The organism is Streptomyces sp. NRRL F-2580, assembly GCF_000720115.1.
Lineage (GTDB): Bacteria > Actinomycetota > Actinomycetes > Streptomycetales > Streptomycetaceae > Streptomyces.
Genome location: NZ_JOIR01000033.1, coordinates 72,457 through 97,642 on the forward strand (window position 1 = coordinate 72,457; position 25,186 = coordinate 97,642).

Below are 25,186 nucleotides of genomic sequence, written 5' to 3' on the forward strand. Positions count from 1 at the left end.
CCCGTCCCGCACGTCCCGTTCCCGTACATCCCGTTCCCGCAGACCCCGTTCCCACAGACCCCACCCCCGCCCAGGGGATCACGACAAGGAAGGCCCGTCATGACCGACATCGCCATCACCGGACTCGGCTGCCGCTTCCCCGGCGCCCCCGACATCCGCGCCTACTGGAAGCTCCTGCTGAGCGGGGAACGCCAGTTCACCGCCGTCCCGGCCGAGCGCTGGAACCACGAGACCTTCCACCGGCCCGGCGACCGATCGGCCCCCAACGCCGCGTACACCGACCAGGTCGCGTTCCTGGACGACGTGGACCGCTTCGACGCCCTGCACTACGGGGTGCCGCCCGCACGCGCCCGGTCCATGGACCCCCAGCACCGGCTGATGCTCGACATCGCCCGCGAGGCCCTCGACGACGCGGGGATGGGCCGCGGCGACTTCGACCGGGAGAACACCGGGGTCTTCTTCGCCGTGTCGGTGTCCGACTACAAGGACCTCATGGCGGCCCCCCTGCGGGCCATCACCCTGGCGGAAGAGTCGCAGGGGGCGGACCGCCCCGACACCGAGGCCATCCGGGAGCGTGCCGCCGAGCTCGGCAACATCCACTCCTTCACCCTGCCCGGGAGCCTGCTCAACATGGCGGCCGGCACGGTCAGCCGGCACTTCGGCCTCGGCGGCCCCAGCTTCGCCGTCGACGCCGCCTGCTCCGGTTCGCTGGTCGCCCTCGACCAGGCGATCGCCCAGCTCCGCCAGGGCACCTGCCGGATCGCCGTCGTCGGCGGCGCGTACCTCAACCTGACCCCGGACAGCCTGGTCGGCTTCTCCAGGCTCCGCGCGCTGTCCGCGAGCGGCGTGTGCCGGCCGTTCGACGAGGCGGCCGACGGGTTCGTCCTGGGCGAGGGGGCCGGCGCCGTCGTCGTACGGCCGCTCGCCGACGCCCTCGCCGCCGGCGACCGCGTCTACGCGGTGATCAAGGGCATCGGCTCGGCCAACGACGGAGCCTCCCCCGGCCCGCTGGTCCCCACCGCCGAAGGCCAGCTGCGCGCCATGCGCCGGGCCTACGACGACGCCGGGGTCGCCCCGTCCTCCGTGGGCTTCATCGAGGCCCACGGCACCGGCACCACCACCGGCGACCGTGCCGAGGTGGAGGCACTGTGCAGGCTGCGCACCGAGTACCCCGACGACGACCCCTCGCTGTGCTACCTCGGCTCCGGCAAGGCCCTCATCGGGCACTCGCTGTCCGCGGCGGGCATCGCCGGTCTGATCAAGTCGGCCCTGGTCGTCCACCAGCGCACGATCGTGCCGCAGCCGGTCACCACGCCCCATCCGGACCTGGGCGTCTCCGCCGCGGGCCTGCGCTTCGCCGACACCGTCCGGCCCTGGCCGGGCGCGGCCACGCCTCGGCGGGCCGCCGTCAGCTCCTTCGGTTTCGGCGGCACGAACGTGCACGTGGTGCTCGAGGAGCAGCCGGCCCCCGCCCACGGCGACGTCCCGGCGCGCGCCGAAGGCCCCCGGCCCCAGCTGCTCCTCCTCTCGGCCGGCAGCCCCGAGCTGCTGGAACGGCACATCGACGAGGTGCTCGACATGGTGGAGCAGGCCGCCCCCGTGCCGATCGCGGCGCTGGCCCACACCCTGGGCTCGCGCGAACCGCTGAAGACGCGGCTCGCCGTCGTGGCCGCCGACACGGAGGAGTTCACCCGGCGGCTGCGCCACGCCCGCGGCCAGCTCGCCGAAGGCGCCCGGGGCGACCTCGGCGACGGCGCCTACGCCGCCGACGCCCCCCTGCCGGAGGCCGAGCGCCGCATCGCGTTCCTCTTCCCCGGTCAGGGCAGCCAGCGGCCGCGCATGATGCAGGACCTCTACGAACGGTTCACGGGCTTCCGCACGGACGTCAACGTCCTCAGCGCCGTCGCCCGCCGCGACGCCGGCTTCGACCTCGCGGACCTGCTGTACGGCGAGGCCCCGACCGCTCACGGCGACCCCGAGGAGCTCGGTCGGCGGCTCGCCGGCACCGACGTGTGCCAGCCGCTGCTCGGCACCGTACAGATCGCCGCGACCCGGCTGCTGGGCCACTGCGGCATCGCCCCCGGCCTCGCCCTCGGCCACAGCGTCGGGGAGTTCGCCGCCGCCGCGGCGGCCGGAGCGCTCACCGACGAGGACACCGTCCGGCTGCTGGTCCACCGGGGCGCCGCCCTCCGCCGGGCCGAGACCGGCGCAGGGGGCGGGATGCTCGCCGTACAGACCGACAAGGACACCTGCCACCGGCTCATGTCCGGCATCGACGACGTGTGGCTCGCCTGCTTCAACCAGCCGCGTCAGGTCGTGGTGAGCGGTTCGCCCGAGGGGCTCGCCGCGGTGCGGCAGGCCTGCGCCGGCGCCGGGGTGGTCACGGTGGCGCTCGACGTGTCCAACGCCTTCCACTCGCCGCGGGTGGCCGACGCCGAGAAGGGCGTGCGCGCGGACCTCGCCGCCCTCCGCATCGCCGGCCCGGTCCTGCCGTTCGTCTCGTCCGTGAACGCCGAGGTCTGCACCGACCCCGAGGGGCTGCGCGACGTGTGGGCCCGGCACGCGTCCGCCCCGGTCCGGTTCGGCGACGCCGTCCGGACCGCCTACGACCAGGGGGCGCGCGTCTTTCTCCAGGTGACCGGCGGCAGCTCGCTCCTGGCCTCCGTCCGCCGCAACCTCACCGGCCACGGCGACGTGCACGTCGTACCCGCCGGCGAGGTGGAGCCGGACGGCGGGCGCGGCTTCGTCCGGGCCCTCGCCCGGCTCGCGGTCCTGGGCGTCCCGGTCGACCCGCGCGCCCTGGTGCCCGAGGAGGACCGTCGCCTGCTGGACCTGCCGGTGGCGAAGCTCGACACCCAGTCCTACTGGGTGCCGCGCGGGCGCCCCGCCAAGAACGGGCGCCCCGCCGAGAAGAGGGACGCCTGCGCCACCGTCCTGCCGCCCCGGCCCGTAACCCCCGAGGAGACCTCGATGAACGCCCCGATCGACGCCCCCGTGACCGGCGCCGTGACCGGCGCCGTGGACGCCCCGGCGAACGACCCGATGGGTGAGCTGCTCCAGCTGGTCCGGCAGCAGGTGACGCTGCTCGCCCGGCTCGCCGAGACGCTGCCCGTACGGGACCCGGCCGCCGAGGCGGCCGAGCCGGCCGAGCCGGCGCCGGTGCACGTCGTACCCGCCGCCCCCGCCGCCCCCCCCCCCCCCCCCCACCCCCCCCCTTCCCGTTCGGCGAGGAAGCCGCCGACCGGCCGACCGTCCGGAGGATCGCGGCGATGATCGCGAACGACTGCGGCACGGGCACGGCACCGGCCGCCGTACCCGCCACCGCGCCCGAGGGCTTCCCCGTACAGCGGGCCGGCCACCGCGAGGAGACCCCGCCGACGCCGCCGCCGGCGGCCGACCCGCCCACCACGCCGCTGCCCGAGGAACACACGCGGATCGAGTGCTTCCCGGAAGTCACCGCCCACGGCGAGCGCATCTCCGCCCTCGACGGGCTGGGGCTGCCCAATCCGTACTTCCTCGTCCACGAACGCGGTATGACGGACACGACCGTCATCGACGGCCGGGAACTCCTCTCCTTCTCCAGCTACAACTACCTGGGCCTGGCGACGCACCCCGAGGTGAACGAGGCGGCCCGGGACGCGATCGAGCGCTGCGGCACCTCGGTGTCCGCCAGCCGGCTGCTGTCCGGCAGCCGTCCGCTCCACCTGGAACTCGAGGCGGAGCTCGCCGGCCGGCTCGCGTGCGAGGCCGCGGTCACCCTGGCCAACGGGCACGCCACCAACGTCACCGTGATCGGTCACCTCGTCGGCCCCGGGGACCTCGTCATCCACGACGCGCTCGCCCACGACAGCATCCTCCAGGGATGCAAGCTCTCCGGCGCGACCCGGCGGCCCTTCCCGCACAACGACGCGGCCGCCCTGGACGCGATCCTCACGCAGGTCCGCCACCAGTACCGGCGGGTCCTCGTCGTCGTCGAGGGCGTCTACAGCATGGACGGCGACATCGCCGACCTGCCCGCGCTCATCGAGGTCAAGCGCCGGCACGGCGCGCTGCTGATGATCGACGAGGCACACAGCATGGGGACGATCGGTGCGACGGGACGCGGCATCGGCGAGTACTTCGACATCGACCGCTCGGCGGTCGACCTGTGGTCGGGCACGCTGTCCAAGGCGCTGGCGAGCTGTGGCGGCTACGTCGCCGGGAAGCGCTCGGTCGTCGAGTACCTGCGCTACACCGTTCCGGGCTTCGTCTTCAGCGCCGGCATGACCCCGGCCGACACCGCGGCCTCCCTGGCCGCGCTGCGCCTGCTGCGTGCCGAGCCGCAGCGCGTGGCACGGCTCGCGGAGAACGCCGCGCTGTTCGTCCGCCTCGCCCGCGATGCGGGGATCGACGTCGGGGACAGCCACGACACGCCGGTCGTCCCGTGCATCGTCGGGGACTCGCTGAAGACGCTGCGGCTCGCCGACGCCCTGTTCCAGCAGGGCATCAGCGTCAACCCGATCCTCTATCCGGCCGTACCGGAGGAACTGGCCCGACTGCGCTTCTTCATCACCTGCGAGCACACGCCCGACCAGATCCGGCACGCGGTGACCGCGCTGGAGCACGAGCTGCGGCACCTGACCACGGCCCGCGCGGCCTGACCCGCGGCCGCGAACACCACCGCCGTGGACCCCGCCGTGGACACCGCCTTCCAGCCGATCGCACCGGGTCGCATCCACCGATGGGGCGGCGCCCGCCTCCTCGTGGCCCCGTTCACCGGCCTCCACCGGGCGCCCTTCCTCTCTCCGGCCGAACGGCGGGTGGTCCGGGCGCTGCCGGTCCGGCGGCGGGCCGAGTGGACGGCCGGCCGGCTGCTCGCCAAACGCCTGGTCGCCGACGCCCTCGCCGCGCCGGCCGACGAGGTGGAGGTACTCCCCCGGGACGACGGCAGCCCGTACGTCGTCCTCAGCGGCAGCCCGGTGCCGGCCGTGCACGTCTCCATCAGCCACACCGCCCGCCACGTCGCCGCGGCCCTCGCACCCGAAGCGGTCGGAGTGGACCTGTGCGAGACCGCCTCGGCCGCCGCGGTACGCCGTGTCGCGGGCCACGTCTTCTCCCCCGGGGAGCTCGCCCGCATCGGGACGGACCGGCCCGATGCCCTGGCCGGCGCCTGGGCGCTCAAGGAGGCCGCGGTCAAGGCCGACCGGACCGGCGTCTTCGGCGCCGCCCCGCGCCTCGTCGAAATCCTCGGCCTCCGGCCGCCGGTGCTCAGCGGGCGGCGCCACGCGGCGGTGTGGCGCGCGGGAGACGCGGTTCTCGCCCTCGTCCTCGCGCACTCCCCGGGTCCGACGGGCTGAGCGCACCCCCTCGGCAGCACTGCGTTGGTGCTCCTTGCCCCGCCGGATGATGCTTGTCAGTGGAGCCCCTGGCCGTGCGGGTTGCCGTGGAACCGCGGCGAGGGAACTAGCGAGGGCGAGATGAGCGGCGATGGAGCAACTTCCCACCTCTCCTGGTGAGCGGCCGGCGGAGCCGAACGACCCCGGCGGATCGACCTACACGGCCACGGCCACCCTCAGTGAGCAGGGCATCGTGACCGAGTGGAGCGAGGACGCCCGTCGGCTGCTCGGCTACGCGCCCGCCGAGATCGTGGGACAACCCGCCGCCCGCCTGCTCGCCGACGGCGCCGGGAACGCCGAGGACGTCGACGAGAGCGCGGGGCGGATCCCGTCCGGGCAGGACCGGTGGAGCGGCACCGTGGCACTGCGGCACCGGGACGGCCGGCGGGTGGAGCTGAGGCTGCTCGCACACCGCTGGACGTCCACCGGCGGGAACACCAAGTGGTTCGTGGTGTCCGCCGTGCCGGGTGAGCCCCGTACGCCCTGGGACGAATCGCTGAAGGAGTGGACGTTCACCCAGTCCCCCTGCTTCCTCGCGGTCTTCGACGGGGACCTGCGGCTGGTGCGGGCGAACGCCGGCATGGAGCGCGCGCTGTCCCTCACGGAGGGCGAGATGCGGGGGCTGCGGCTGCCCGAGATCGCCCCGGATCCCGTGAGCGACGAGACCGAGCGCAGGATGCGCCTCGTGGTGGAGACGGGGGAGCCGCAGCACGTCGACGTCTTCGTCCGTCCCACGGGCGCGCCGACCCAGCAGGGCCTGGCGGCCTCGCTGGCCCCGTTGCGGGACGCTGACGGGCAGGTGCGCGCCGTGTGTCTGGCCGCGCACGAGAAGACCGGAACCGCGGGTGAGCGGCCGCAGCTGCTCCTGTCGGACGTCGACACCCCCGGCATCGGCACCACCATGGACAGCTCCCGCACCGCGGAGGAGCTCGCCGACGCGACCGTGCCCCGGATCGCCGACTTCGCGGTCGTCGACCTGCTGGAGCCGCCTCCGCGCGCGGGCGAGGGCTCCTCCAGGCCGGCGGCGGGGCCGGTCACCGTGTCCCACACGGCCGTGCGCTCGCTCCTGGAGGGAAGCCTGGAGTCCCAGGTCCCGGTCGGCGGGACGGCTGTCTATCCGGCGCTGTCACCTCCCGTGGAGTGTCTGGCCGCGGGCCGCGGCGCCGTGTACGCGACCTCGGACCCGGCGGTCGCCCGATGGGTGGCCGAGGACCCCGGGGCCGCCTGGATCGCCCACTCCGGCACCCACTCGATGATGATGGTGCCGCTGCGCGCCGGAGGCACCACGCTGGGTCTGGCCGTCTTCAGCCGGCACCAGCGGCAGGATCCCTTCCACCCGGAGGACCTGTGGCTGGCCGAGGAGCTGACGTCCAAGGCGGCCGTCAGCATCCACAACGCGCGCCGGCAGACCCGCGAGCACACCACCACCATGACGCTGCAGCGCAGCCTGCTCCCGCATTCGCTGCCCGACCACCCGGCCCTGGAGATCGCCTCCCGCTACCTGCCCGCCGGTACCGATGCCGGCGTGGGCGGTGACTGGTTCGACGTGATCCCGCTGTCCGGCGCACGGGTGGCCCTCGTCGTGGGCGACGTCGTCGGCCACGGCATCCGCGCCTCCGCCACCATGGGCCGGCTGCGCACCGCGGTGCGGACGCTGGCCGACGTCGACCTGCCGCCCGACGAGCTGCTGACCCACCTCGACGACCTGATCATCCACCTGTCGGACGACGAGGGCGATGAAGGGGCCGCCGCGGAGGCCGCCGGCGGCATCGGCACCACCTGCCTGTACGTGGTCTACGACCCGGTCACCCGCCGCTGCACGGTCGCCCGGGCCGGTCACCCCCCGCCCGCCGTGGTCTCCCCGGAGGGCTCCGCGTACCTCCTCGACGTCCCGGCGGGACCGCCGCTGGGCCTGGGCGGCCTGCCCTTCGAGACCATCGAGGCCGAGATTCCCGAGGGCAGCCTCCTCGCCCTGTACACCGACGGCCTGCTGCAACCCCGCGAGCGTGACATCGACGAGTCCCTGGACAGCATGTTCGCGGCCCTCGTACGTCCCGCCTCCAGCCTGGACACGGTCTGCGACCGCGTACTGGCGGCCCTGCTGACCCACCGTCCCGACGACGACGTCGCCCTGCTCGTCGCCCGGACCCGGGCCCTGCACGCCGACAAGGTCGTCGTCTGGGAGCTGCCGTCCGATCCGTCCATCGTCGCCCGGGCCCGCCGGTACGCCACCGAGCAGCTGACGGCCTGGGGGCTGGACGAGGCCGCCTTCGTCACCGAGCTCGTGGTGAGCGAACTGGTGACCAACGCCATCCGCTACGGGTCGCCCCCGATCGAGCTGCGGCTGATCCACGACGACAGCACCCTGCTCTGCGAGGTCTCCGACGCGAGCAGTACCGCTCCGCACATGCGGCGGGCCCGGACGTTCGACGAGGGAGGGCGGGGCCTGCTGCTGGTCGCCCAGCTCGCCCAGCGCTGGGGCACCCGGCACTCCACCCTCGGCAAGACCATCTGGGCCGAGCAGTCGCTCATCGGGTTCTGAGGACCGGCGCGTCCGAGGACCACGGTCCCTACGGTCCGCCGGACGGGGCGTGGAAGACCGGCCGGGCCCAGATCGGCGGGTCCGGCGGCGGCTCCAGGGCTTCCACCCGGTGCGACGGGCCGTCCTCCCGTCTGGTGCCGCCGCCGGCGGCGGCGCGCAGGGCCCCCACGAACTCCAGGCAGGAGTCGTAGCGGTCCTCCGGAACCTTCGCCAGGGCCTTGGCCAGGACTTCGTCGGCGGCGGGCGGGATCTCGGGCCGCCGCTCCGTCAGGGGAGTCGGCTGGTCGTACTGGTGCGCCCACAGCAGCGCCACGTCCTCGTCGCGCACGAAGGGGGGCCCGCCGGCGAGGGTTTCGTAGACGACGCAGGCGAGGCTGTAGAGGTCGCACCTGCCGTCGACCGGCCGGCCCGTGATCTGTTCCGGCGCCATGTAGTCGAGGGTGCCCACGAACTCCCCCGCCGTGGTGAACCCGCTGAGCGACAGGGACTTCTTCGTCAGTCCGAAGTCCGTGAGGTAGATGTGTTCCGGGTGGTCGCTGTCGGTGCCCGCGGCGACCAGGATGTTGCCGGGCTTGACGTCCCGGTGGACCAGGTCGTGTTCGTGGGCCGCGTCGAGGGCGGATGCCACCTGGGAGGCGATGCGCAGGGCCTTCGCGACGGGGAGGGGGCCCTCCCGGTCCAGCAGGGCCCGCAGGTCGAGCCCGGAGACGTACCGCATGGCGATGTAGAGGACGCCGTCGGTCTCGCCGGCTTCGAAGATCGGCACGATGTGCGGGTGGTCGATCTTCGCGGCGACCCGCGACTCGTGCGTGAAGCGGCGCCGGAAGGTGTCGTCGCGGGCGCGCTCGGGGGCGATCAGCTTGAGCGCGACCGTACGGTCCAGGCGCAGGTCCTTGGCGGAGTAGACGACGGCCATGCCGCCGCGGCCGATCAGGCGCTCCACCCGGTAGCCCGCGATCTGCTTGCCGATCAGGCCGGAGGGCCGGCCCTTGTACACGCTCAGGTCGGATGCCGAGGCCATCAGGGGCCCGCCTCAGCCGGCCGGCCGGACGACGGCGGGGCGCCGACGCGGTGTCCGTGGGCGAAAGTGCCGATCATGCCGACCCCGTCCTCGATGGAGCGTCGCCCGAAGGACGACATGGCTGAACGGGTCGCGCTCGACGCGACGGTGTCGGCTCCGGCGCGAACGTGACGCGCCAGGCCGCTCTTCCATAGCTCAAGTCTATCCAGTGATCCATACGAGTGCCCCTTCGAAACGGAACGGGTCCCCGGCACGTGGTGCCGGGGACCCGTGGCGTGGCGCCGTTGGTGGGGGTCAGCCCATGCCGCCGGTACCGCCGCGGCCGCCGAACCCGCTGGTCTCGCAGCCGACGCCGACGCAGAGGCCGCCGTCGCCGCCGAAGCCGCCCTCGCCGCCGTCGCCGCCGGGCGACGCCGCCCCGCCGGTGCCGCCGTCGCCGCCGTTGACACTGCCGTGGCAGACGCCGGCGCAGACGCCGCCGTTGCCGCCCGTTCCGCCGGTGCCGCCGCCGGGCCGGCCCGTCACGCCGGTGCCGCCGTTGGCGCTGCCGTTGCAGAGGCCGGCGCAGATGCCGCCCTTGCCGCCCTCGGTGCCGTTGACCGAGCCGTTGCACTTGCCCGCGCAGACCTTGTCGCCGACGCGGACGCTGTCCTTGTCGACCTTGACCTTGCCGACGAGCTGGTCACCGTACTTGCCGATCGCTCCGCCGCGGCCGAACCGGTTCCCGTCCGCCTGGGTGTCACCACCGCCGGGTGCGGGCCCGTGCTGCTGGGTGACGGCCGCCTCGACGGGCTGGCTCGGCAGCGCCGGCGCCGCCGTGGCGGCCGTCGTCATCGCACCGGCGCCGAGCAGGGTCGTCGAGACGAGAAGACCGAGACGGAACTTCCAAGATCGCACGCGCATGAGATTCTCCTTTGCCTGGGAACTGATGTCCGTTGAGCGGTTCGGTTGGTCGGATTCCTCGCCGTGGGCCATTCCGCCGGCGTAAAACGATCGGGGCGCTCCGGCCGCATCGGGCCGGAGCGCCCCGAGGGGGATCGGTGTCTCAGGTCGAGGAGGAGAATCCTTCTCCCATCAGGGCGAACCAGTTGCCCTCCAGGTAGTCGTCCTTCAGGTTGTCGAGCTGCTCCTCGGAGAGGTCGTACTTCTTGGCGATCTTCTCCTTCATCTCGTCCGAGTCGTCGACCAGCAGGATCATCACGATGTGGACCTTGTCGACCATCGAGAGGTCGGACTTCGACTTGTCGGGCAGGTCGTCGAACCGGAAGCAGCCCACTCCGCCGGGCTTGCCGGGCTCGCCCGGCTTACCGGGCTCGCCGCCCCTGCCACCCGCTCCGCCCTTGCCGCCCTTGCCGCCTTCGCCGCCACGGCCACCCAGCGCACAGTGCGAGGGCTGCTCGGCCGCGGCCGAGGAGCTGGTGCCCGTCGGGGCCTTGGACTCCGACGCTTGCGCGGCGCAGGCCGTGCCGGTGACGAGGGCCAGAGAGGCCGCCGCCAGGATGAGCGGACGCTGCCAGGTGCACGTGAACATGGGGTTCTCCGTTTCCAAAGGACAAGAAGGTGTGGATGGGGGGTTGGGGGTGGTGGGGTGGAGGCCCGGAGGCCTCCACCCCGTCGGATCGGTGCGCCTTCTAGAAGATGGAGCCACCACCGGCTCCGGCGTCGCCGCCGAGGCCACCGATCAGGCCGCCGAAGCCACCGTCTCCGGCGTCACCGCCGGCACCGCCCTGGAAGAAGCTGAAGCCGCCCTTCCCGCCGCTGCCGCCCTTGCCGCCGATGAGCCGGCCGTCACCGCCGCCACCGCCGGCGCCACCGCCGCCGCCTTCGAGGATGCCGAAGCCGCCCTTGCCGCCGTCGCCGCCGGCGCCACCGATGCGGCCTTCACCGCCACCGCCGCCGCCACCGCCGCCACCGCCGACGAGGAACCCGTCCCCGCCGTCGCCGCCGAGGCCGCCCTTGCCACCGGTACCGGTGACGCTGCCGCCACCGGCACCGCCGGAACCGCCACCGCCTCCGACGAGGCCGCCGCTCCCGCCCTTGCCGCCCTTTCCTCCGGCGCCTCCGTCGGTCGGGAGGAGGATGGAGTGCACGTGGTCGGGCATCGGGGCCGCCGTCGCGGCGGACGCCGGCAGCAGGATCCCTCCGGTCACCACGGCGGCCGAGGCGATCAGCGTCGCCAGGCGGAAGCCCTTGCGGGTGGGGCGGGCGGTGCTGTTGGTGTGCATCTTGCGGTTCATGACTTTCTCCTACCGATGAAGAGGAATATTGACCCGCCCGGATTTCCGAGACGGTGCGGTGATACTGGCGAGAGGCGGAATCCCTTTTGCGAGGTGTTCCGTCTGTACCTTTCGCTTCGTTTCCTTTCCGCTCCTCAAGTAAGCCCCGGACGGAACCCCCGGGTCATGTTCCGGAATCTCGGGACTTGACACCCCTCTAAGGACCGGGTAAAAGTCCACGCGGCCGGGGATCGAGGGGCAGCCTGTCGGCGACGGACGGGGCCGACCGAGTACCGGGGGGACGACGGTGGTGGTGTCAGCTCCCCCGTGACCGTCCCGGCCCCGGTGCACGCGCACCGGACGCCGGCCGGCGCCCTTCGGCTCCCTCTTGGGGAGCGGCTACGAGTGGCTCGGCCAGCGCACCGTTTCGCGCTCCCGGCCTGTCGGCCCTCCGGCAGCGGAGGATCACGGCGCTGTGGAGCGGGCCGGCGGACCTGGCCTCCCTGAAGCGGGCCGGGGAGCGCCGGCTGGCCGCCGTGGTCCCGGATCCGGAGCTGGACGTGCCCTGCCGGTGCTGCGACCACGCGGCGCTCGCGCGCGAGATGCCGGCGTGGGCCACGGCGGTGGCCGGCAGCGTGGCCCCGGGCGACCCGAATCAGCTCGGAGTCGCCCTCCTCCTCGATGCGCGCGGGATCAACGCCTGCGCCCTGTGGCACCGAAGCGTCCTCGACCGGTGTCCGTCGCTCGGCGCGCGCCACGAGGTGCTGTTCCGCCGCCTCGCGGCCCGGCCGGGGACGTTCACCGCGGGGCTGGACGCCTTCGACGCCCATGTGGCCGGTGGCGACCCGCCGAGTACCACGGCAGACTGCCGCGCCATCAGGGTGAAGGCGAGGGCGCGGGAGACTCCTGGAGGTAGGCGGCGATCATGGCGAGGTCGTTGGCGATGGTCAGCACCCCCGCGGGATCGGTGGTCGGCGTGGCGGCGCCGTTGACCCCCGCGTAGAAGGTGTCGTAGCGGCCGCCGCCCTTGTCCAGGTAGCCGGCGATCGTGATGGCGCCGACGGCCAGCCGGTCGTTGAGCGCGTCTCCTCCGACGGCCGCACCGGTCTTGGCGAAGACCTTCCCGCGCGCCGGGCAGCTGCGGCAGTTGTCGGCCAGCAGCCCGTCGACGCCCAGGATCGGCAGCGCCTCCCGGAAGAGCCGTGCGTCAGGGGTGCGCTGCCAGTACGCCAGCATCTGCACCAGCGCCTGCGGGGTCACGCGGTCGGCGGGGTTGCCGCCCCGGCCGTCCATGAGCTGGGCCTGCTCGCGGTCTACGCCCGCCCGGTCCAGGAAGGCGGCGAGCACCGGAAAGCCGTCCTCGCACTGGCGGCTGCCGGTCGTGACGGCCATCAGGCAGATGCCGAGGTTGGCGCCGAGGTTGTGGCTGACCTTGAGGATCAGCTTGGCGTACTGGGCGTAGGGCGGGGAGGTGTACGCGGCCACCCGCGGCCGCCCCGCGTAGTCGCGCGGCAGCCGGGCGACCGCGTTGGGGCCGGCCGGGTCGGCGGTGACCCGTACGCCGGCCCGGCCGAGCGCCTCGATCAGCGCGGTGCGGCCGAAGGCGGCCGGATCGGTGATCGGCGAGGTGCGCAGCAGGGGCTCGGCGTCCGCCGCGATGGTTCCGGACAGCCGGATCCGGGTGCCGCCGTCGGTGGCGGTCACCGTGACGGCGGTCGGCTTGCCGGCCGCGACGGTCTTCACGGTGGAGGTGACCTGGTAGGGGGCGACCTTCGGCCGCCAGTCCAGCCGGGCGGCCGCGCCGGCCTCGTCCCCGGGGGTGGTCATCAGGTCGATCAGGTTGTCGTTGATGATCAGCGGCGTCGGGGTGGGGTCGAGGACGGGGTCGGGGAGGAAGAGCCGGCTGTCGACGATCACGTCGCCGTCGACGCGGGTGATGCCGGAGTCCCGGACCTGCCGGGCGAGCTGGTCGATCCCGGCGAGGGGGTTCTCCGGGGTGAGGGTCGCGCCGGGGAAGTCGTTGGCGTAGGTGTGGTCGAGGTCGGTGTACGCGACCGTGCCGTCGGGCCTGGTCCTGCCGCCCATGGTGAGGTCGCCCTGGGCGACGAGGTCGAGGTCGCCGGTGAGCGTAGCGCCGCTGCGCTCCCCGACCGCGTGGAGGGGAGTCACGAAGCGGTGGTCCGCGCCGAGCGTCTGCCACGGGCCCGAAACGCTGATCAGCTTGGCGGTGGAGCCGGGGATGAAGAACTGGCCGGGGAACATGCTGTGCACCACGTGCCCGGCGTCCGGTCCGGTCTGCAGCAGGCCCCACTGGGCGTGGCCGTACTGCGGCTTCCGCATGATCTCGGTGATGCGCGGATCGAGCCGGCCCTGCTCCGCGTCGTCCGACGGCCACGGCGACGGCGATGGAGAGGGATCCGCCGCGGCCGCCGTACCCGGGGCCAGTGCCACGAGGAGCAGGGCGGCGCAGGCGGCGGCCAGGCCCCGCCGCAGCGGTGCGGAGCGGACGGAGTGGATCGGACTGCTCACAGCGCGCTCCGTTCGTCGCGGCTGCCTGGTCCCCGAGGCCGTGTGAACAGCGTGGCACGGCCGGATTCGACCCGCATGTCACGGCCTCCCAGGGCCTCGGATGCCGCGCCGTGGCCGGATCTCGGCGCTGGGCCGGGGTGCTCCGGAGGCAGCGCTGACGGGTGTTGCCGGCGGCGGGTACGGTTCCGGCATGAAATCCGCAGCAAGTTCGAACGGCGCCGACGGGGCGCCGTCGAAGGTGATGAAGGTGATCAAGGACTCCGCGCGCCGGCAGTTGGCGGAGCTGGGAGCCGCGGGGCTGTCCCCGGAGGCGGTGGCCCGCGCGGGCGGTCTCGCCGTCAGCGAGGTCGAGGCCGTGTTCCCGCACCGGGACGACCTGTTGACCGCGCTGGTCATCGATGCCTACGACGCGTCCGGCGCCGCGATGGAGGAGGCCGACGAGGCCGCCGTCAAAGCCGGCGCCGCGGCGGGTGCCCGGCTCCTGGCGGTGACGCGCGCGCTGCGCCGGTGGTCCTTCGCCAACCCCGCCGAGTTCACCCTGATCTACGGCTCCCCCGTACCGGGCTACCACGCACCGCAGGACACGGTCCCGCCCGCCTCACGGACCCCCGGGGTGCTCGCCGGCATCGTGCGGTCGGCGCTGCTGGGCGGTGAACTGACCCCGCCCCGGCGGGCGGTGCCCGGTCCGCCGCTGCTCCTGCCCGCCGCCGTAGAGGCGTTCGGCGGCGTGCCCGAGGCTCCGTTCTCGGACATCATCGAGCGGGGCATCGTCCTGTGGAGCAACCTCATCGGGCTCCTGGTGTTCCAGGTCTTCAGCCGTACCCACGACAGCGTCCGGGACGAGGCCGCGTTCTTCGACTACTCCATCGCCGTGGCGGCCGAGAGCATCGGGCTCGTGGTCCCCTCTGGCGAGACCACCGACTGAACCCCCGTCCGCCGCAAGCGCGGCACGTGCAGAAAAGCGGGACGTGAACACCACCAGAACCCTCTGCTTCGTCATAGCCGCGCTGTCCTCGTACGCGGCGCTGGTCTACCGGCTGTGCCAGGCACGCCGCAGTTGGCGGGACAGCGCCTACCGCACGCTGATCGCCACTCTGCTGCTCCAGTGCCTCACCTTCACCATGGGCGCCTTCGCCATGGGCGGCAAGAGCCTCCTGGGCGTCGGCAACCTCGCCATCCTCGTCATGCACCTGGCCGCGGTCGCCTTCTGCGTCAGCGCGCAGATCATCCTGCTCCGGTGGGCGGCCGCGGACGAGGCGACGGTGCGCAGGACGCGCTACTGGCTGGTCTCCGGCATCGTCCTCGACGTGCTGCTGACGGTCCTGTTCTTCGTCGCCGACGGCCCGGGCCGGCCCACCGCGGACTTCGACGGAACCGGCGAGCCGTTGATGCTCACGTACCTCCTGGTCTTCATCGTCTCCCAGGCGGTTCCGTGCGTCACCATCTACCGGCAGTGCGGCCCCTACGCCCGGATGACCGACAACGCCACGCTGCGCCAGGCCCTGCGGCTGCTCTCGGTGGCCGCCGTGGTCCTCTTCCTCTACTGCCTGGCCAGGACGGTCAACATCCTCACGGCCGCGGGCGGTGTCGACATCGGTGCCTGGAAGGTCGCCGCTTCGGTCTTCAGCGCCGCCGGCATCGTCCTGCTCTCGCTCAGCCTGACCAACTCCTCCTGGGGGCCCTCGGCCACCCGGCTCCTGGAGTGGTCCCGGACCTACCGGACCTACCGGGCCCTGTACCCGCTCTGGCGGGACCTGTACGAGGCCTCCCCGGACATCGCCCTGGAGCCGCCGGGCGCTTCGGTCTCGGACCTCGACTACCGCCTCCACCGGCGCGTGGTCGAAATACGCGACGGCTGGCGGGACTTGCGCCCGTACATCGACCGCACGGCCGGCGGGGCGGACCGGGCCGACGGGCCGGGCGGGGAGGCGAGCGAGGAGCTGCGGCAGGCGTTCACGGAGGCGGCGCAGATCAAACAGGCTCTGCTCGCCAAGCGGACCGGTACCGTCCCGCACGACAACAAGGACGCGGGCGACTTCGACGACCGCGACACGGACAACTTCAGTGCGGAAGTGGCCTGGCTCACCCAAGTCGCGGCCGCCTACAGTAAACTCGGCACCGCGAGTTGAGAGCTCCCGCCCGGTTTGCATCCCCCGTCAAACCGGGCGGGCATGCCCGTTCCGCCCGATTCACATCGGGCCGGACGGGTGGACTCCCACCCGGACTGGCCCGGCCCATCCCCCGAGGGCCGGGCCAGTCCGATGTCGCCGGCAGCCGACTCCGTGAAGCCCCCGTGAGTCGACTTAGCTGACAGCTATCGGCGAGACCCCAACGGTGGCGGATTCCCGGCCAATTGTCAACTGACTGCTAATCTGTGAGACTGACAGATAGCCAAGGGCTATGCCGAGGAGGTGACGGGAGGAAGATTCACCATGACCGGGACGGAAAGCGGGTCCGATGACCGGCCCCTGCTCGCAGTGCGCCTCGATGACCTGTTCAAGACGGTTCGCCCCAAGGGCAAGCACTGGACCAATGCCGAGGTGGCGGAGGAGCTGAAGCGCGCCAATCCCGAACTCAAGGTCGGGGGCGTGTACTTGTCGCAGCTGCGGACGGGCAAGCGCTCCAACCCCTCACCCGACCTCCTGGCGGCCCTGGCCCGCTTCTTCGGCGTTTCGGTGGCCTACTTCTTCGACGACAAGGTCGCCGAGTCGGTGCTCAGCCAGATCGCCGCCATCGAGGCGCTGCGCCAGTCCGGGGTCCGCGCGGTGGCGATGCGCGCGGCCGGGATGAAGAAGGAAAACCTCCAGGCCATCACGGCCATCATGGACCAGTACCGGCAGATGCAGGGCCTGCCGCCCGTCACCGACTCCTCCCAGCCCGAATGAGGGCCTCGCGGAAGGAGCGGTCGGCGGACCAGGACCGGCGCAGCGGGCTCAAGAAGCTCCGCAAGGCCGGCGCCCGGCGCATCGCCGAACTCGACCTCCCCGAGGTGACCGACGTGGCCGAACTGTGCCGCCACCTCGGCGAAGTGCGCGACCGTCCGATCACGCTCGTCCCGATGCAGATGCCCTCCACGCATCCGTGCGGCATGTGGGTCGCCGCACGCGACGAGGACCTCATCTTCTACGACGCCAACACGACCAGCGCGCATCAGGAGCACATCATCTTGCACGAGCTGGGCCACATCATCTGCTGCCATCGGGGGGCGGGCGGGCTGGACGAGGCGGCCGCGCGCCTCCTCTTTCCCAACCTCGACCCCCAACTCGTACGGGACATGCTCCTGCGCGCGACGTACGACGACGTCCAGGAGCAGGAGGCGGAGATCATCGCCTATCTGCTCTCCCAGCGCATGGGCGGCGCCGAACAACGGCACGGTGCTCCCCCGGCGGCGGACACGGACGAGGGCGGCGACCCCGGCAGGAGCGCCGTGCTCAGCCGGATCGAGCGCACCCTGTTCTGAGGGAGGCGCTCAGTGCCCGGTGGCGGCCACCTCCTCGGCGAGGACCGAGACGGCCCGCCTGATGTCGTCCTCGCGGTGTTCGCTGGTGAGGAAGAACCGCAGCCTCGACAGCCCGTCCTCCACGGCGGGGTGCACGATCGGGTCCGCGATGATCCCGCGGTCGAACAGAGCGCCCGCGACGCGCAGGGTCCGCGCCGAGTCACCGAGGACGCACGGCACGATCGGGGTGTCGGCGCTGGATCCCGTGGCCAGACCGGCCGAGGCGGCCAGGCCGAGGAAGAGCCGGGCGTTCGCGCGCAGCGCGCGGACCCGGTGCGGCTCCGCCGCGATCAGCTCGGTGGCGGCCAGCGCCGCGGCCGCGTTGGCCGGGGTCAGGCCCACGCTGTAGACGAAGCCCGGGAGCGTGTGGCGCAGCCAGCGCACCATCCGGGCCGAGCCGCCGAGGTAGCCGCCGCAGCTGGCGAAGGCCTTGGAGAGGGTGCCCATCCACAGGTCCACGTCGGACCGCTCGACGCCGAAGAACTCCCCCACGCCCCGGCCGCGTTCGCCGACCGTGCCGATGCTGTGCGCCTCGTCCACCATCAGCAGGGCGCCGTAACGCTTCTTCAGCTCGATCACGGCGGGCAGGTCGACGAGGTCGCCGTCCATGCTGTAGGCGCCCTCGACGGCGATCAGCACCCGGCGGAAGCGGGACCGGTTGAGCCGCAGCATGTGTTCCAGCTGCCCGATGTCGTTGTGGGCGAAAGGGCGTCGCGCCGCCCCGGACAGGGCGCAGCCCTGGAGGATGCTGTCGTGGGCGAGTGCGTCGTGCACCACCAGGTCCTGGGCGCCGACGAGGTGCCCTATGGCGGTGACGTTGGTGGCGTGGCCGCTCACCAGCGTCAGGCAGTCCCCGACGCCGAGGAACTCCGCCAGTGCCCGCTCCAGCCGGATCGTCAGCTCCCGTTCGCCCGACAGCACCCGGCTCGCGGAGACCGAGGTCCCGTACCTGTCGACCGCCCGGTGCGCGGCCTCGTTGACCGCGGGATGTCCGGAGATCCCCAGGTAGTTGTAGCTTCCGAAGGACAGGTACGCACGCCCTCCGATCACCGTGGTGTCGCGGATGTTGCCCTCGTGGACGCGGAAGTACGGGTACTGCGCCCCGCTGTCGGCGATCGCGCCCAGGCGCTGCTCGAAGCGGCCCACCTCGGGGAACTCGTCGACGCTCGCCGTCCCGGCACCCCACTGCGGCGGCGTCTCGCGGGGCGAGGGCCGCGCGGGGGGCGCCGGCTGGGCGCGGTCCGGGTCGACCAGCGTGATCAGCCGGCCGACGGTGAGTCCGGGAGCGAAGAGCTCTTCGGTGCGGAAGCCCGGTACGCGCTTGGCTATGTTGACCTCCAGCTCCTGGAGCATCAGGGAGTCGAAGCCGAGATCGGTCACCAGCGTCATCCGCTCGCTCACGTCGGAGAGGGGGAAGACACCGGTCCGCGACACCTCTTCGAGCACGACGGCGGCGGCGGACGGGCCCTCGGGCCACGGCGAGCGCGCGGGCTCCGCCTCCCCGGGCCGCTCCACCGGTGCGGCGGGGTCCGGCAGGTCGCGCGCCGAGTCGTCCACGACCCAGTGTCGGCGCGGGGCGAGCGGACTCGGCGGGAGGGTGCACGGGGGCATGCGCTCCGTCCCGGTACGGGGCTCCGGTGCGGCCTCCCGGCCCGGGCCGGGGTCTCCGGCGCCGCCCGCCTCGACGGCCGCGGCCGCCGCGGTCAGCCGGGCCACGGCGTCGGCGGCGTCCCGCGCCACGAGGGCGAGGTGTTCCGTGAGGGGGGTCCGGCGGGCCAGGGTGTCCGCCACCGCGGCGAGCGGTGGCCGGTCCTCGGTGAGGGTCCGCGCCAGTTCCCGGGCGTAGCGGGCCAGCCCGGCCCGGTCACGGGCGCTGAGGACGAGCCGGTGCGGCCCCTCGGCGGGCGCGGGGCGGGCGGGCGGGGCGCATTCCTCGACCACCATGTGCACGCCCGTGCCGCCGAAGCCGAAGGCGCTCACCCCCGCCCGGCGCGGCAGGCCGTCGTCCGGCCACGGGGTCGGCGCCGTGGGCACGGTCAGCCGTGCCGCGTCCAGCGCGGAGCGGTCGGCCGGGTCGAACTCCGGCTGGGGCGGTATCACCCCCCGCTGCACGGCCAGGACGGACTTGATGAGCCCGGCCATTCCCGCGGAGTTGAGCGAGTGGCCGATCACCGCCTTCACCGCCCCGAGGTAGGCGGGTGCGGCCCCCTCACCGCGCAGTTCGCGCAGGACGCCGAGCTCGACGGGGTCGCCGACCGTGGTCCCGGTGCCGTGGGCCTCCAGGTAGCCCACCGCGTCGGGGGGCAGGTCCGCGTCCCGGTACGCCCGCCGCAGGGCCCGGAGCTGGCCGGCCGCACGGGGGTACATGCCGCCCTGCACGGTCCCGTCGTTGGCCGTTCCCACACCGCGGATCACCGCGTAGACCCGGTCGCCGGCCGCCCGGGCGTCGGCCAGGGGCCGCAGCACCAGGACGCCGGCTCCCTCTCCCAGGACGAAGCCGTCGGCCCCCGCGCCGAAGGGCAGGCACCTGCCGCTGCGGGAGAGGGCGCCGATCCGGCACAGCCCCACCAGGAGATCGGGCGCGAGTATCAGCTGGGCGCCGCCGGCGAGTGCGATGCGGGACCGGCCCGCGCGCAGGGCGTGCACGGCGTTGGCCACGGCCATGAGGCCACCGGAGCACGCCGAGTCGAGCGCGTAGCTCTCGCCGTGCAGGTCGAAGACCGAACTGATCGTGTTCGGCCCCATGTTGAGCAGCAGTCCGGCCACGGACGTGCCGTGCAGTCCGTCGACCGCGCGGACGGTCTCCGGCCACCGGAGGTCGGCCGCCCGCGCCCCGAACTCGCCGCCGGCCAGCTGGCGCATCCGGATCTGCAGGGTGCTGAGCTCGCGGTAGCCGCTCTCGGTGAGCGCGGTGATCACCGAGGTCTCCTCGCGGTCGAAGCCGTCGGCCTCCCACCCCGCGTCCTGGATCGCCTCGCGGGCGAGGTCGATCAGCAGCCGGTGCTGGGGGTCCATCGCCCTGGCCCGCCGCGGCGGGATGCCGTAGTGCGCGGCGTCGAAGTGGCCCACGTCCGGGAGCAGCGCCATGGTGTCCGTGTAGGCCGACGAGGTGTCACGGGCGTTGTCGCCCAGGAAGGCGGCGGTGCGCCAGCGCGAGTCCGGGATGGCGGAGAACTGCGCCCGAGGGGCCGTCAGGAGCCGCCAGTACTGGTTCACGTCGAGCGCCCCGGGGAACCTGCACGCCATTCCCACGACGGCTATGTCGTCGCGCGCCACGCGCCTCGGGTCCACGGCGGGATCCGTCCCTGTCGCAGCGGTCACCCGGTGGCCGCCAGGCGCTCGCGCCACCAGTCCACGGTCTCCTTGACCTGTTCGTCGAGGGGCGTGGCCCGTCCCCCGAACGCCGCCTCGTACGCATGCGCGTCGACGGTGAACGGGCGGTCGAACTGGTAGCGGACCTCCTTCAGTTCGCGGATCAGCGGGGAGAAGAGCGAGGCCAGGCCCAGCGCGGCCGGCGGGATCCGGCGCACCGCGACCGGCCCCGTACCCGCCTGGGCGGCCAGCCTGTCGACCATCGCCCGGACCGACAGCGCGGGCTCGGTCGGAACGTGCCACGGCCGCCCCCAGGCCCGCTCCTCCCCCGCGACCTCGACCAGGGTCCTCGCCACGTCGGGGAGGTAGGTCCAGCTGTGCGGCACGTCCGGGTCCCCGAGGGTGGAGACCGGCTTGCCCCGCAGCAGCGGTGGCAGGACCCGCCCGGCCAGGTGGCCGCCCTCGGTCACACCGGGCCCGAAGAAGTCCGAGGCCCGTACCTCGACCGCCCTGACCCGGCCCTGCTCGTGCAGCTTCCGCGCCTGCTCCCACACGGCGGCACGCACCCGCCCCTTGGTGCCGGTGGCCGCGAGCGGCAGCTCCTCGGTGAGGGGGCCGTCCACCGGGCCGTAGCCGTAGAGGTTGCCCAGCAGTACCAGGACGGCCCCGGTCGCCTCGGCCGCGGCCAGGACCGAATCGGCCAGGGGCGGCCAGGCGCGGGCCCAGTGGTGGTAGGGAGGCGCGGCGCAGTTGTGGATCGCGGCGGCGCCCCGCGCGGTCTCGGTCAGCCGCGCGCTGTCGGTCGCGTCGAACGCGAAGTGCTGGATTCCGGGTTCCGGTCGTCTGCCCGACGTGGTGACCACCCTTACGGAATGGCCCTGTTCGACCAGAAGCCGGGCGGTGGCCGCGCCGGCAGGTCCAAAACCGATGACGACATGAAAGCTCACGTACGCACACTAGCGCGAGCCGCCCGCGTCACACGGCGTACGGCGGCATCCCCCCTGCCATCCGCCCGGACCGGGCCGATAGTCGCCTACGGGCTGCCGGATCACGACGTTCCGCCCGCCGGAGGCAGGACCCGCGCCCCTCGCCGCCGACCCTCCACATTGTCATTCGTATGACTATTCCGTTTCCCTGGTATCGGCCGTTCGGGCGCGGCACCATGGCTGCTCTCAATGGGCGGGCACGCGGGGGAGCACATGAGGTTCACGGCGTACGACCGCGCTCTCGTCCTGGCGGGGCGCATGGCCCGGGAGCGGAGACTCCCGCTGCGCGGAGGCCTCTCCACCCGCGTCACCCGGTGGACGGCGTCGCGCATCGACGCCTGCCTGGCGCGGCCCGAGGGCCTGCCGGCCCGTCGCCACCGCGAGCTGCTCGAACTCGACGGTTTCCTCGGCGGGCTGAGCATCGCGGACTCGAAGGACCCGGGGAACGCCGGGCATTCCTGGGTACGCGCGATGCTGATCAGGACGACCGACCGCCCCTGGGAGCGGGGCGAACTGCCGCCCGGGGACCGCCATCTCGCCCGGCTCTACGAACTTCTGGGGCGCGAGTACGTGCGCTGTGCGGACTGGTCGACCGCGTCCGAGTGCTTCATCGGCGCCGCCCTCCACTGGGGCGCACCCCGCCACAAGCGGCGCACGTACGCCCAGATGGTCGTCCTCACGATGAAGCAGGGAGACCACGCCGCCGCCCTGGACGGCCTTGAGGTCCTCCAGGGCGCGACGCACCGCCCGTCCGCCGCCTTCCACCGGATCGCGGCCCGGATCCTGGACCCGGCGCCCCTGCTCGACGCGAGCGCGACCGAGGGCATCGAGCGGGTGCGCGAGCTGGGGATCATCCCCTACACCTACCTCGTCTCCTGCCTCGCGCAGCGTCTCGCCGCCGACGCGCAGCCGGAACGCGCCCTCGGCCTCCTCACCACCGCCCTCGCCCGGCTCGCCGCGGACCGGGCCGACGACTGGCTGGTCGGGGAGCTGGAACAGGCCGCCGCGGGCATCTGGACCTCGCTGGAACGGTACGAGGAGGGCCTCTCCCTCGCGCTGGCCGCCTGGGCGAAGCTGGACGCGCAGCGGTACCGGGCGTGTTCGCACACCCAACGCCTGTCCCTCTGGAAGAACTTCGGGCCCACCCGGCGCGCCGGCCTCGTCTCGGCGGTCGCCCTGGGAGACGAACGGACGGTCGCCGAGCTGATCGAGTCGTGCCGGCTCCAGTCGCTGCTCGGCGCCGAGGTCGAGATCGATGACGACGAGAAGCTCGCCGAGAGCGGGATCGAGGCCCGTACGGGCCCCGCGGACGACGGGACGGCGGACCCGGACGGCGGGGGCGCCGGGAGGGCCGTGACGCCCGCCCCGGCCGCGGCGGGCGCGCCCGGCACGGCCGGCGGCAAGGACCTGGTCGTGTCCTCGGCCGTCTTCACCGCGTACGAAGACGCCCTGAACTCGACGCTCCTGCACTTCCCGGAGCCCGTCTCCTACCAGGGCGAGGCCCGCCTCCTGCCCCACTACCGCACCGCACTGCCGCCGAAGGAGGCGCGGCGCCTCACGGCCCAGCCACTGGACGACGCGCTGCCCGAGGGTGTCTTCTGGGCGACCCACATCGAGGACGGTCTCCTCTTCTGGTTCCTCGCACGGGACGGGCGGCCCGCCGGGTTCGGTGTCCAGGACCTGCGGGAGTTCGACCGGATCAAGCCGGTCCTGCTGGGCCTGGCCGGGCACTCCCAGTCCTCCGAACGCAAGACGTGGAGCCTGTTCCCCTACAAGCGCGGCCCCGGGGACTTCTACGAGCCGTTCACGCAGCTCAGGAGCTGGCGGTCGGCCGAGGAGCAGATCATCACCCGCACGATCGGGCAGCTGCTGCCGCCGCCGCTCGTCGACGCGCTGCAGCGGTCCGGCGCGGACGAACCGCTCCGGCTCACGATCTCCGCGGCCCGCGAACTCACCTGTGTGCCCTGGGCGATCACGATGGTCCCCGGCACGGAGGAGCGGCTGATCGAGAAGGCGGTCCTGCGGATGTGGACCTCCACGGCGACCCAGCTCAGGCGCGCGTCCCGCGACCTGCGGCTGCCGCCCGGCGCCCCCGTGCCCTTCCTGCTGGCCTGCGACAACCCGGACGGGTCGCTGCGCGAGCGGAGGGCGGACTCCGTGGTGAACGGGGCGGCCGCGCTCCTGACCGTCTCCGGACCCGACGGCCCCGGGACCAAGGACGCCCTGCTGGCGGCCCTGCACGAGATCGGCCCCTCCACCCACGGGGTCTTCTTCTACCGCGGTCACGGGGTGCACGACAGCGACCCGGCCTGGTCGGCCCTGCCCCTGGCCGAGGAGACGTACGTACAGTCGGGCGAGCTCTTCGGGGCCTTCGACGACGGCACGCCCTTCCTGCCGATGCCCACACGGGTGATCCTGTCGTGCTGTTCCAGCTCCAGCGCATCGGCCCTCGGCGGCGAGGGCATGGGGCTCGCGGCGGGCGTCATCCACTCCGGCGCCGACCAGGTGATCGCCACCTCGCTCGACATCCGCGACGCCTCCTTCACCGAGGCCTTCGAGGACCTCCTCGTCCGCGGGATGCTCGACGGGCAGCGGGCCGGCGACCACGCGGACCTGCTGAGGCGGTTGCAGCTGCGGATGCTCACCGAGTGGAAGGTGTTCTCGGTGCGCGGGGAAGACCTCGACGGCGAGGAGATCCGCGATCCCCACCCCATCATCTGGGCCTCGTTCCAGGCGTACTGAAACCACCGAGAGGACCACCTTCATGATTGCCGTTTCCATGCCGTCGGACATCGCCGATCTGCTGGTCGCCGAGGGGCTGGCCATCCGGCCGGGGGGCCGGGGCAGTGCGGCCGAGTTCACCGTCGTGGGCATCTCGGCCCTGTCCGCCACCGTCAGCCTCCTCCAGGCGCCCGACACCTTCCTGCGGCTCACGGAGCTCGTTCGCACCAACTTCGGGCGGCGGTCCACCGCCGGGGTCACGGTCGAGATCAAGGGGAACGGCGGCAGCGTGACCATCCCGATTCCGGGGGACGCGGACATCGTGACCGTCGCCCGCCGGGTCCAAGAGGCCCTGCTCGGTGACGACGAATAGCGCGGCTTCACGCCGTTGCCGCGGCCGGGAACCTTCTGCAACCATATGACTGCAAGCGGTATCGAACGGGGCGGGGGCTTCGCCGTGGATCCGGCACTCTTGGAACTGGCCAGCATCAGCAGCACGGCCATCTTGGCGGCGGCGGCCACCGACGCCTGGCAGACCATGCGCTCCGGGGTCGCCGGACTCCTGAGGCGGCACGACGAAGGCCGCGACGAGAACGGTGAGCCGCCTCTGCTGGCGGAGCTCGACCAGGACGCGGCCGCCCTGGAAGCCGTCGCCGAGGACGGCCGCCAGGCGGCCCGCGACGAGCTGGCGAACGCCTGGCAGACCCGGTTGGAGGGCTGGCTCGCGGAGCATCCGCAAGCCGCCGCGGACCTGGAAGCCCTCACCACGCGGCGCGCCGGGCAGGCGACGAAGAACGTCATGCAGGTCAACGGCCACGGCCCGGCCCCCACTTACGGCGTGATGTTCGGAACGATGAACATCGACAACCGCAGGCACGACGGAACCGACCGGAGCGACAGGAACGAAGCTTCGTGACGGGGCCACAGGACGCCCCGCACCCGCCCCCGCACACGGATTGAGGCCCCGGAGACGTGTCGGCCGCCG

The 25,186-nt window shown here is 73.3% G+C and carries 18 protein-coding genes; 11 read left to right on the plus strand and 7 right to left on the minus strand.

The window, feature by feature from the left end; all coding sequences use genetic code 11:
* Nucleotides 1-99: 99 nt before the first annotated feature.
* The 4 genes from IF88_RS0129600 (at nucleotide 100) to IF88_RS0129615 (ending at nucleotide 7,917) form a co-directional block, all read left to right on the plus strand.
* A complete protein-coding gene (locus IF88_RS0129600) occupies nucleotides 100-3,273 on the plus strand; it encodes a type I polyketide synthase (protein WP_158754639.1) in 3,174 nt (1,057 codons plus the stop codon).
* Nucleotides 3,270-4,640 (plus strand): aminotransferase class I/II-fold pyridoxal phosphate-dependent enzyme, encoded by a 1,371-nt coding sequence (locus IF88_RS0129605; RefSeq protein WP_030719174.1) that lies wholly within the window; start codon nucleotides 3,270-3,272, stop codon nucleotides 4,638-4,640. Before IF88_RS0129600 ends, IF88_RS0129605 begins: the two co-directional genes overlap by 4 nt.
* Before the next feature lie 24 nt (nucleotides 4,641-4,664).
* Nucleotides 4,665-5,336 (plus strand): 4'-phosphopantetheinyl transferase superfamily protein, encoded by a 672-nt coding sequence (locus tag IF88_RS42430; protein ID WP_030719177.1) that lies wholly within the window; start codon nucleotides 4,665-4,667, stop codon nucleotides 5,334-5,336.
* 130 nt (nucleotides 5,337-5,466) lie between these two features.
* Nucleotides 5,467-7,917: a SpoIIE family protein phosphatase gene (locus IF88_RS0129615; RefSeq protein ID WP_030719180.1), complete on the plus strand. Its 2,451-nt coding sequence runs from the start codon at nucleotides 5,467-5,469 to the stop codon at nucleotides 7,915-7,917.
* 28 nt (nucleotides 7,918-7,945) lie between these two features.
* On the opposite strand, the gene IF88_RS0129620 is transcribed toward IF88_RS0129615, so the two are convergent.
* The 5 genes from IF88_RS0129620 to dacB form a co-directional block, all read right to left on the minus strand.
* Entirely contained in the window at nucleotides 7,946-8,938 is a 993-nt protein-coding gene (locus IF88_RS0129620) for a serine/threonine-protein kinase (RefSeq protein WP_030719183.1), read from the minus strand.
* Nucleotides 8,939-9,232: 294 nt separating this feature from the next.
* The gene (locus IF88_RS49160) at nucleotides 9,233-9,841 is read right to left on the minus strand and encodes a hypothetical protein (RefSeq protein WP_030719185.1); all 609 of its coding nucleotides are present in this window, start codon (nucleotides 9,839-9,841) and stop codon (nucleotides 9,233-9,235) included.
* 142 nt (nucleotides 9,842-9,983) lie between these two features.
* Nucleotides 9,984-10,469, minus strand: a complete 486-nt coding sequence (locus IF88_RS41055; RefSeq protein WP_037807447.1) for a hypothetical protein — start codon at nucleotides 10,467-10,469, stop codon at nucleotides 9,984-9,986.
* 100 nt (nucleotides 10,470-10,569) lie between these two features.
* The gene (locus IF88_RS46795; protein ID WP_030719188.1) at nucleotides 10,570-11,175 is read right to left on the minus strand and encodes a hypothetical protein; all 606 of its coding nucleotides are present in this window, start codon (nucleotides 11,173-11,175) and stop codon (nucleotides 10,570-10,572) included.
* Nucleotides 11,176-12,030: 855 nt separating this feature from the next.
* Nucleotides 12,031-13,683: a D-alanyl-D-alanine carboxypeptidase/D-alanyl-D-alanine-endopeptidase gene (dacB, locus tag IF88_RS0129645; protein WP_234323740.1), complete on the minus strand. Its 1,653-nt coding sequence runs from the start codon at nucleotides 13,681-13,683 to the stop codon at nucleotides 12,031-12,033.
* A gap of 190 nt (nucleotides 13,684-13,873) precedes the next feature.
* Here dacB and IF88_RS0129650 point away from each other — a divergent pair, with 190 nt between their 5' ends.
* From IF88_RS0129650 to IF88_RS0129665, 4 genes are all read left to right on the plus strand, one after another.
* A complete protein-coding gene (locus tag IF88_RS0129650) occupies nucleotides 13,874-14,608 on the plus strand; it encodes a TetR-like C-terminal domain-containing protein (RefSeq protein WP_037807494.1) in 735 nt (244 codons plus the stop codon).
* A 43-nt stretch (nucleotides 14,609-14,651) separates the two neighbouring features.
* On the plus strand, nucleotides 14,652-15,812 hold the full coding sequence (locus IF88_RS0129655) for an MAB_1171c family putative transporter (protein ID WP_030719197.1): 1,161 nt from the start codon (nucleotides 14,652-14,654) through the stop codon (nucleotides 15,810-15,812).
* Nucleotides 15,813-16,115: 303 nt separating this feature from the next.
* The gene (locus IF88_RS0129660; protein WP_030719199.1) at nucleotides 16,116-16,568 is read left to right on the plus strand and encodes a helix-turn-helix domain-containing protein; all 453 of its coding nucleotides are present in this window, start codon (nucleotides 16,116-16,118) and stop codon (nucleotides 16,566-16,568) included.
* Nucleotides 16,565-17,143: a toxin gene (locus tag IF88_RS0129665; RefSeq protein WP_030719201.1), complete on the plus strand. Its 579-nt coding sequence runs from the start codon at nucleotides 16,565-16,567 to the stop codon at nucleotides 17,141-17,143. Before IF88_RS0129660 ends, IF88_RS0129665 begins: the two co-directional genes overlap by 4 nt.
* Nucleotides 17,144-17,152: 9 nt before the next feature.
* Here the strand turns inward: IF88_RS0129665 and IF88_RS0129670 are convergent, their stop codons facing one another.
* Both IF88_RS0129670 and IF88_RS0129675 read right to left on the minus strand, forming a co-directional pair.
* On the minus strand, nucleotides 17,153-20,428 hold the full coding sequence (locus tag IF88_RS0129670) for an aminotransferase class I/II-fold pyridoxal phosphate-dependent enzyme (RefSeq protein WP_030719208.1): 3,276 nt from the start codon (nucleotides 20,426-20,428) through the stop codon (nucleotides 17,153-17,155).
* Nucleotides 20,429-20,499: 71 nt separating this feature from the next.
* On the minus strand, nucleotides 20,500-21,441 hold the full coding sequence (locus IF88_RS0129675; RefSeq protein WP_030719209.1) for an NAD-dependent epimerase/dehydratase family protein: 942 nt from the start codon (nucleotides 21,439-21,441) through the stop codon (nucleotides 20,500-20,502).
* A 252-nt stretch (nucleotides 21,442-21,693) separates the two neighbouring features.
* Between IF88_RS0129675 and IF88_RS0129680 the strand changes: the two genes are divergently transcribed.
* Genes IF88_RS0129680 through IF88_RS42440 form a run of 3 tightly spaced genes read left to right on the plus strand, consistent with a single transcriptional unit; the run spans nucleotide 21,694 to nucleotide 25,117 of the window.
* A complete protein-coding gene (locus IF88_RS0129680; protein ID WP_030719212.1) occupies nucleotides 21,694-24,222 on the plus strand; it encodes a CHAT domain-containing protein in 2,529 nt (842 codons plus the stop codon).
* A gap of 22 nt (nucleotides 24,223-24,244) precedes the next feature.
* Nucleotides 24,245-24,574 (plus strand): hypothetical protein, encoded by a 330-nt coding sequence (locus tag IF88_RS0129685; protein WP_158754641.1) that lies wholly within the window; start codon nucleotides 24,245-24,247, stop codon nucleotides 24,572-24,574.
* A 45-nt stretch (nucleotides 24,575-24,619) separates the two neighbouring features.
* Nucleotides 24,620-25,117 carry a hypothetical protein gene (locus tag IF88_RS42440; protein WP_158754643.1) on the plus strand — a complete coding sequence of 166 codons (498 nt, stop codon included), beginning with the start codon at nucleotides 24,620-24,622 and terminating at the stop codon, nucleotides 25,115-25,117.
* Nucleotides 25,118-25,186 lie beyond the last annotated feature (69 nt).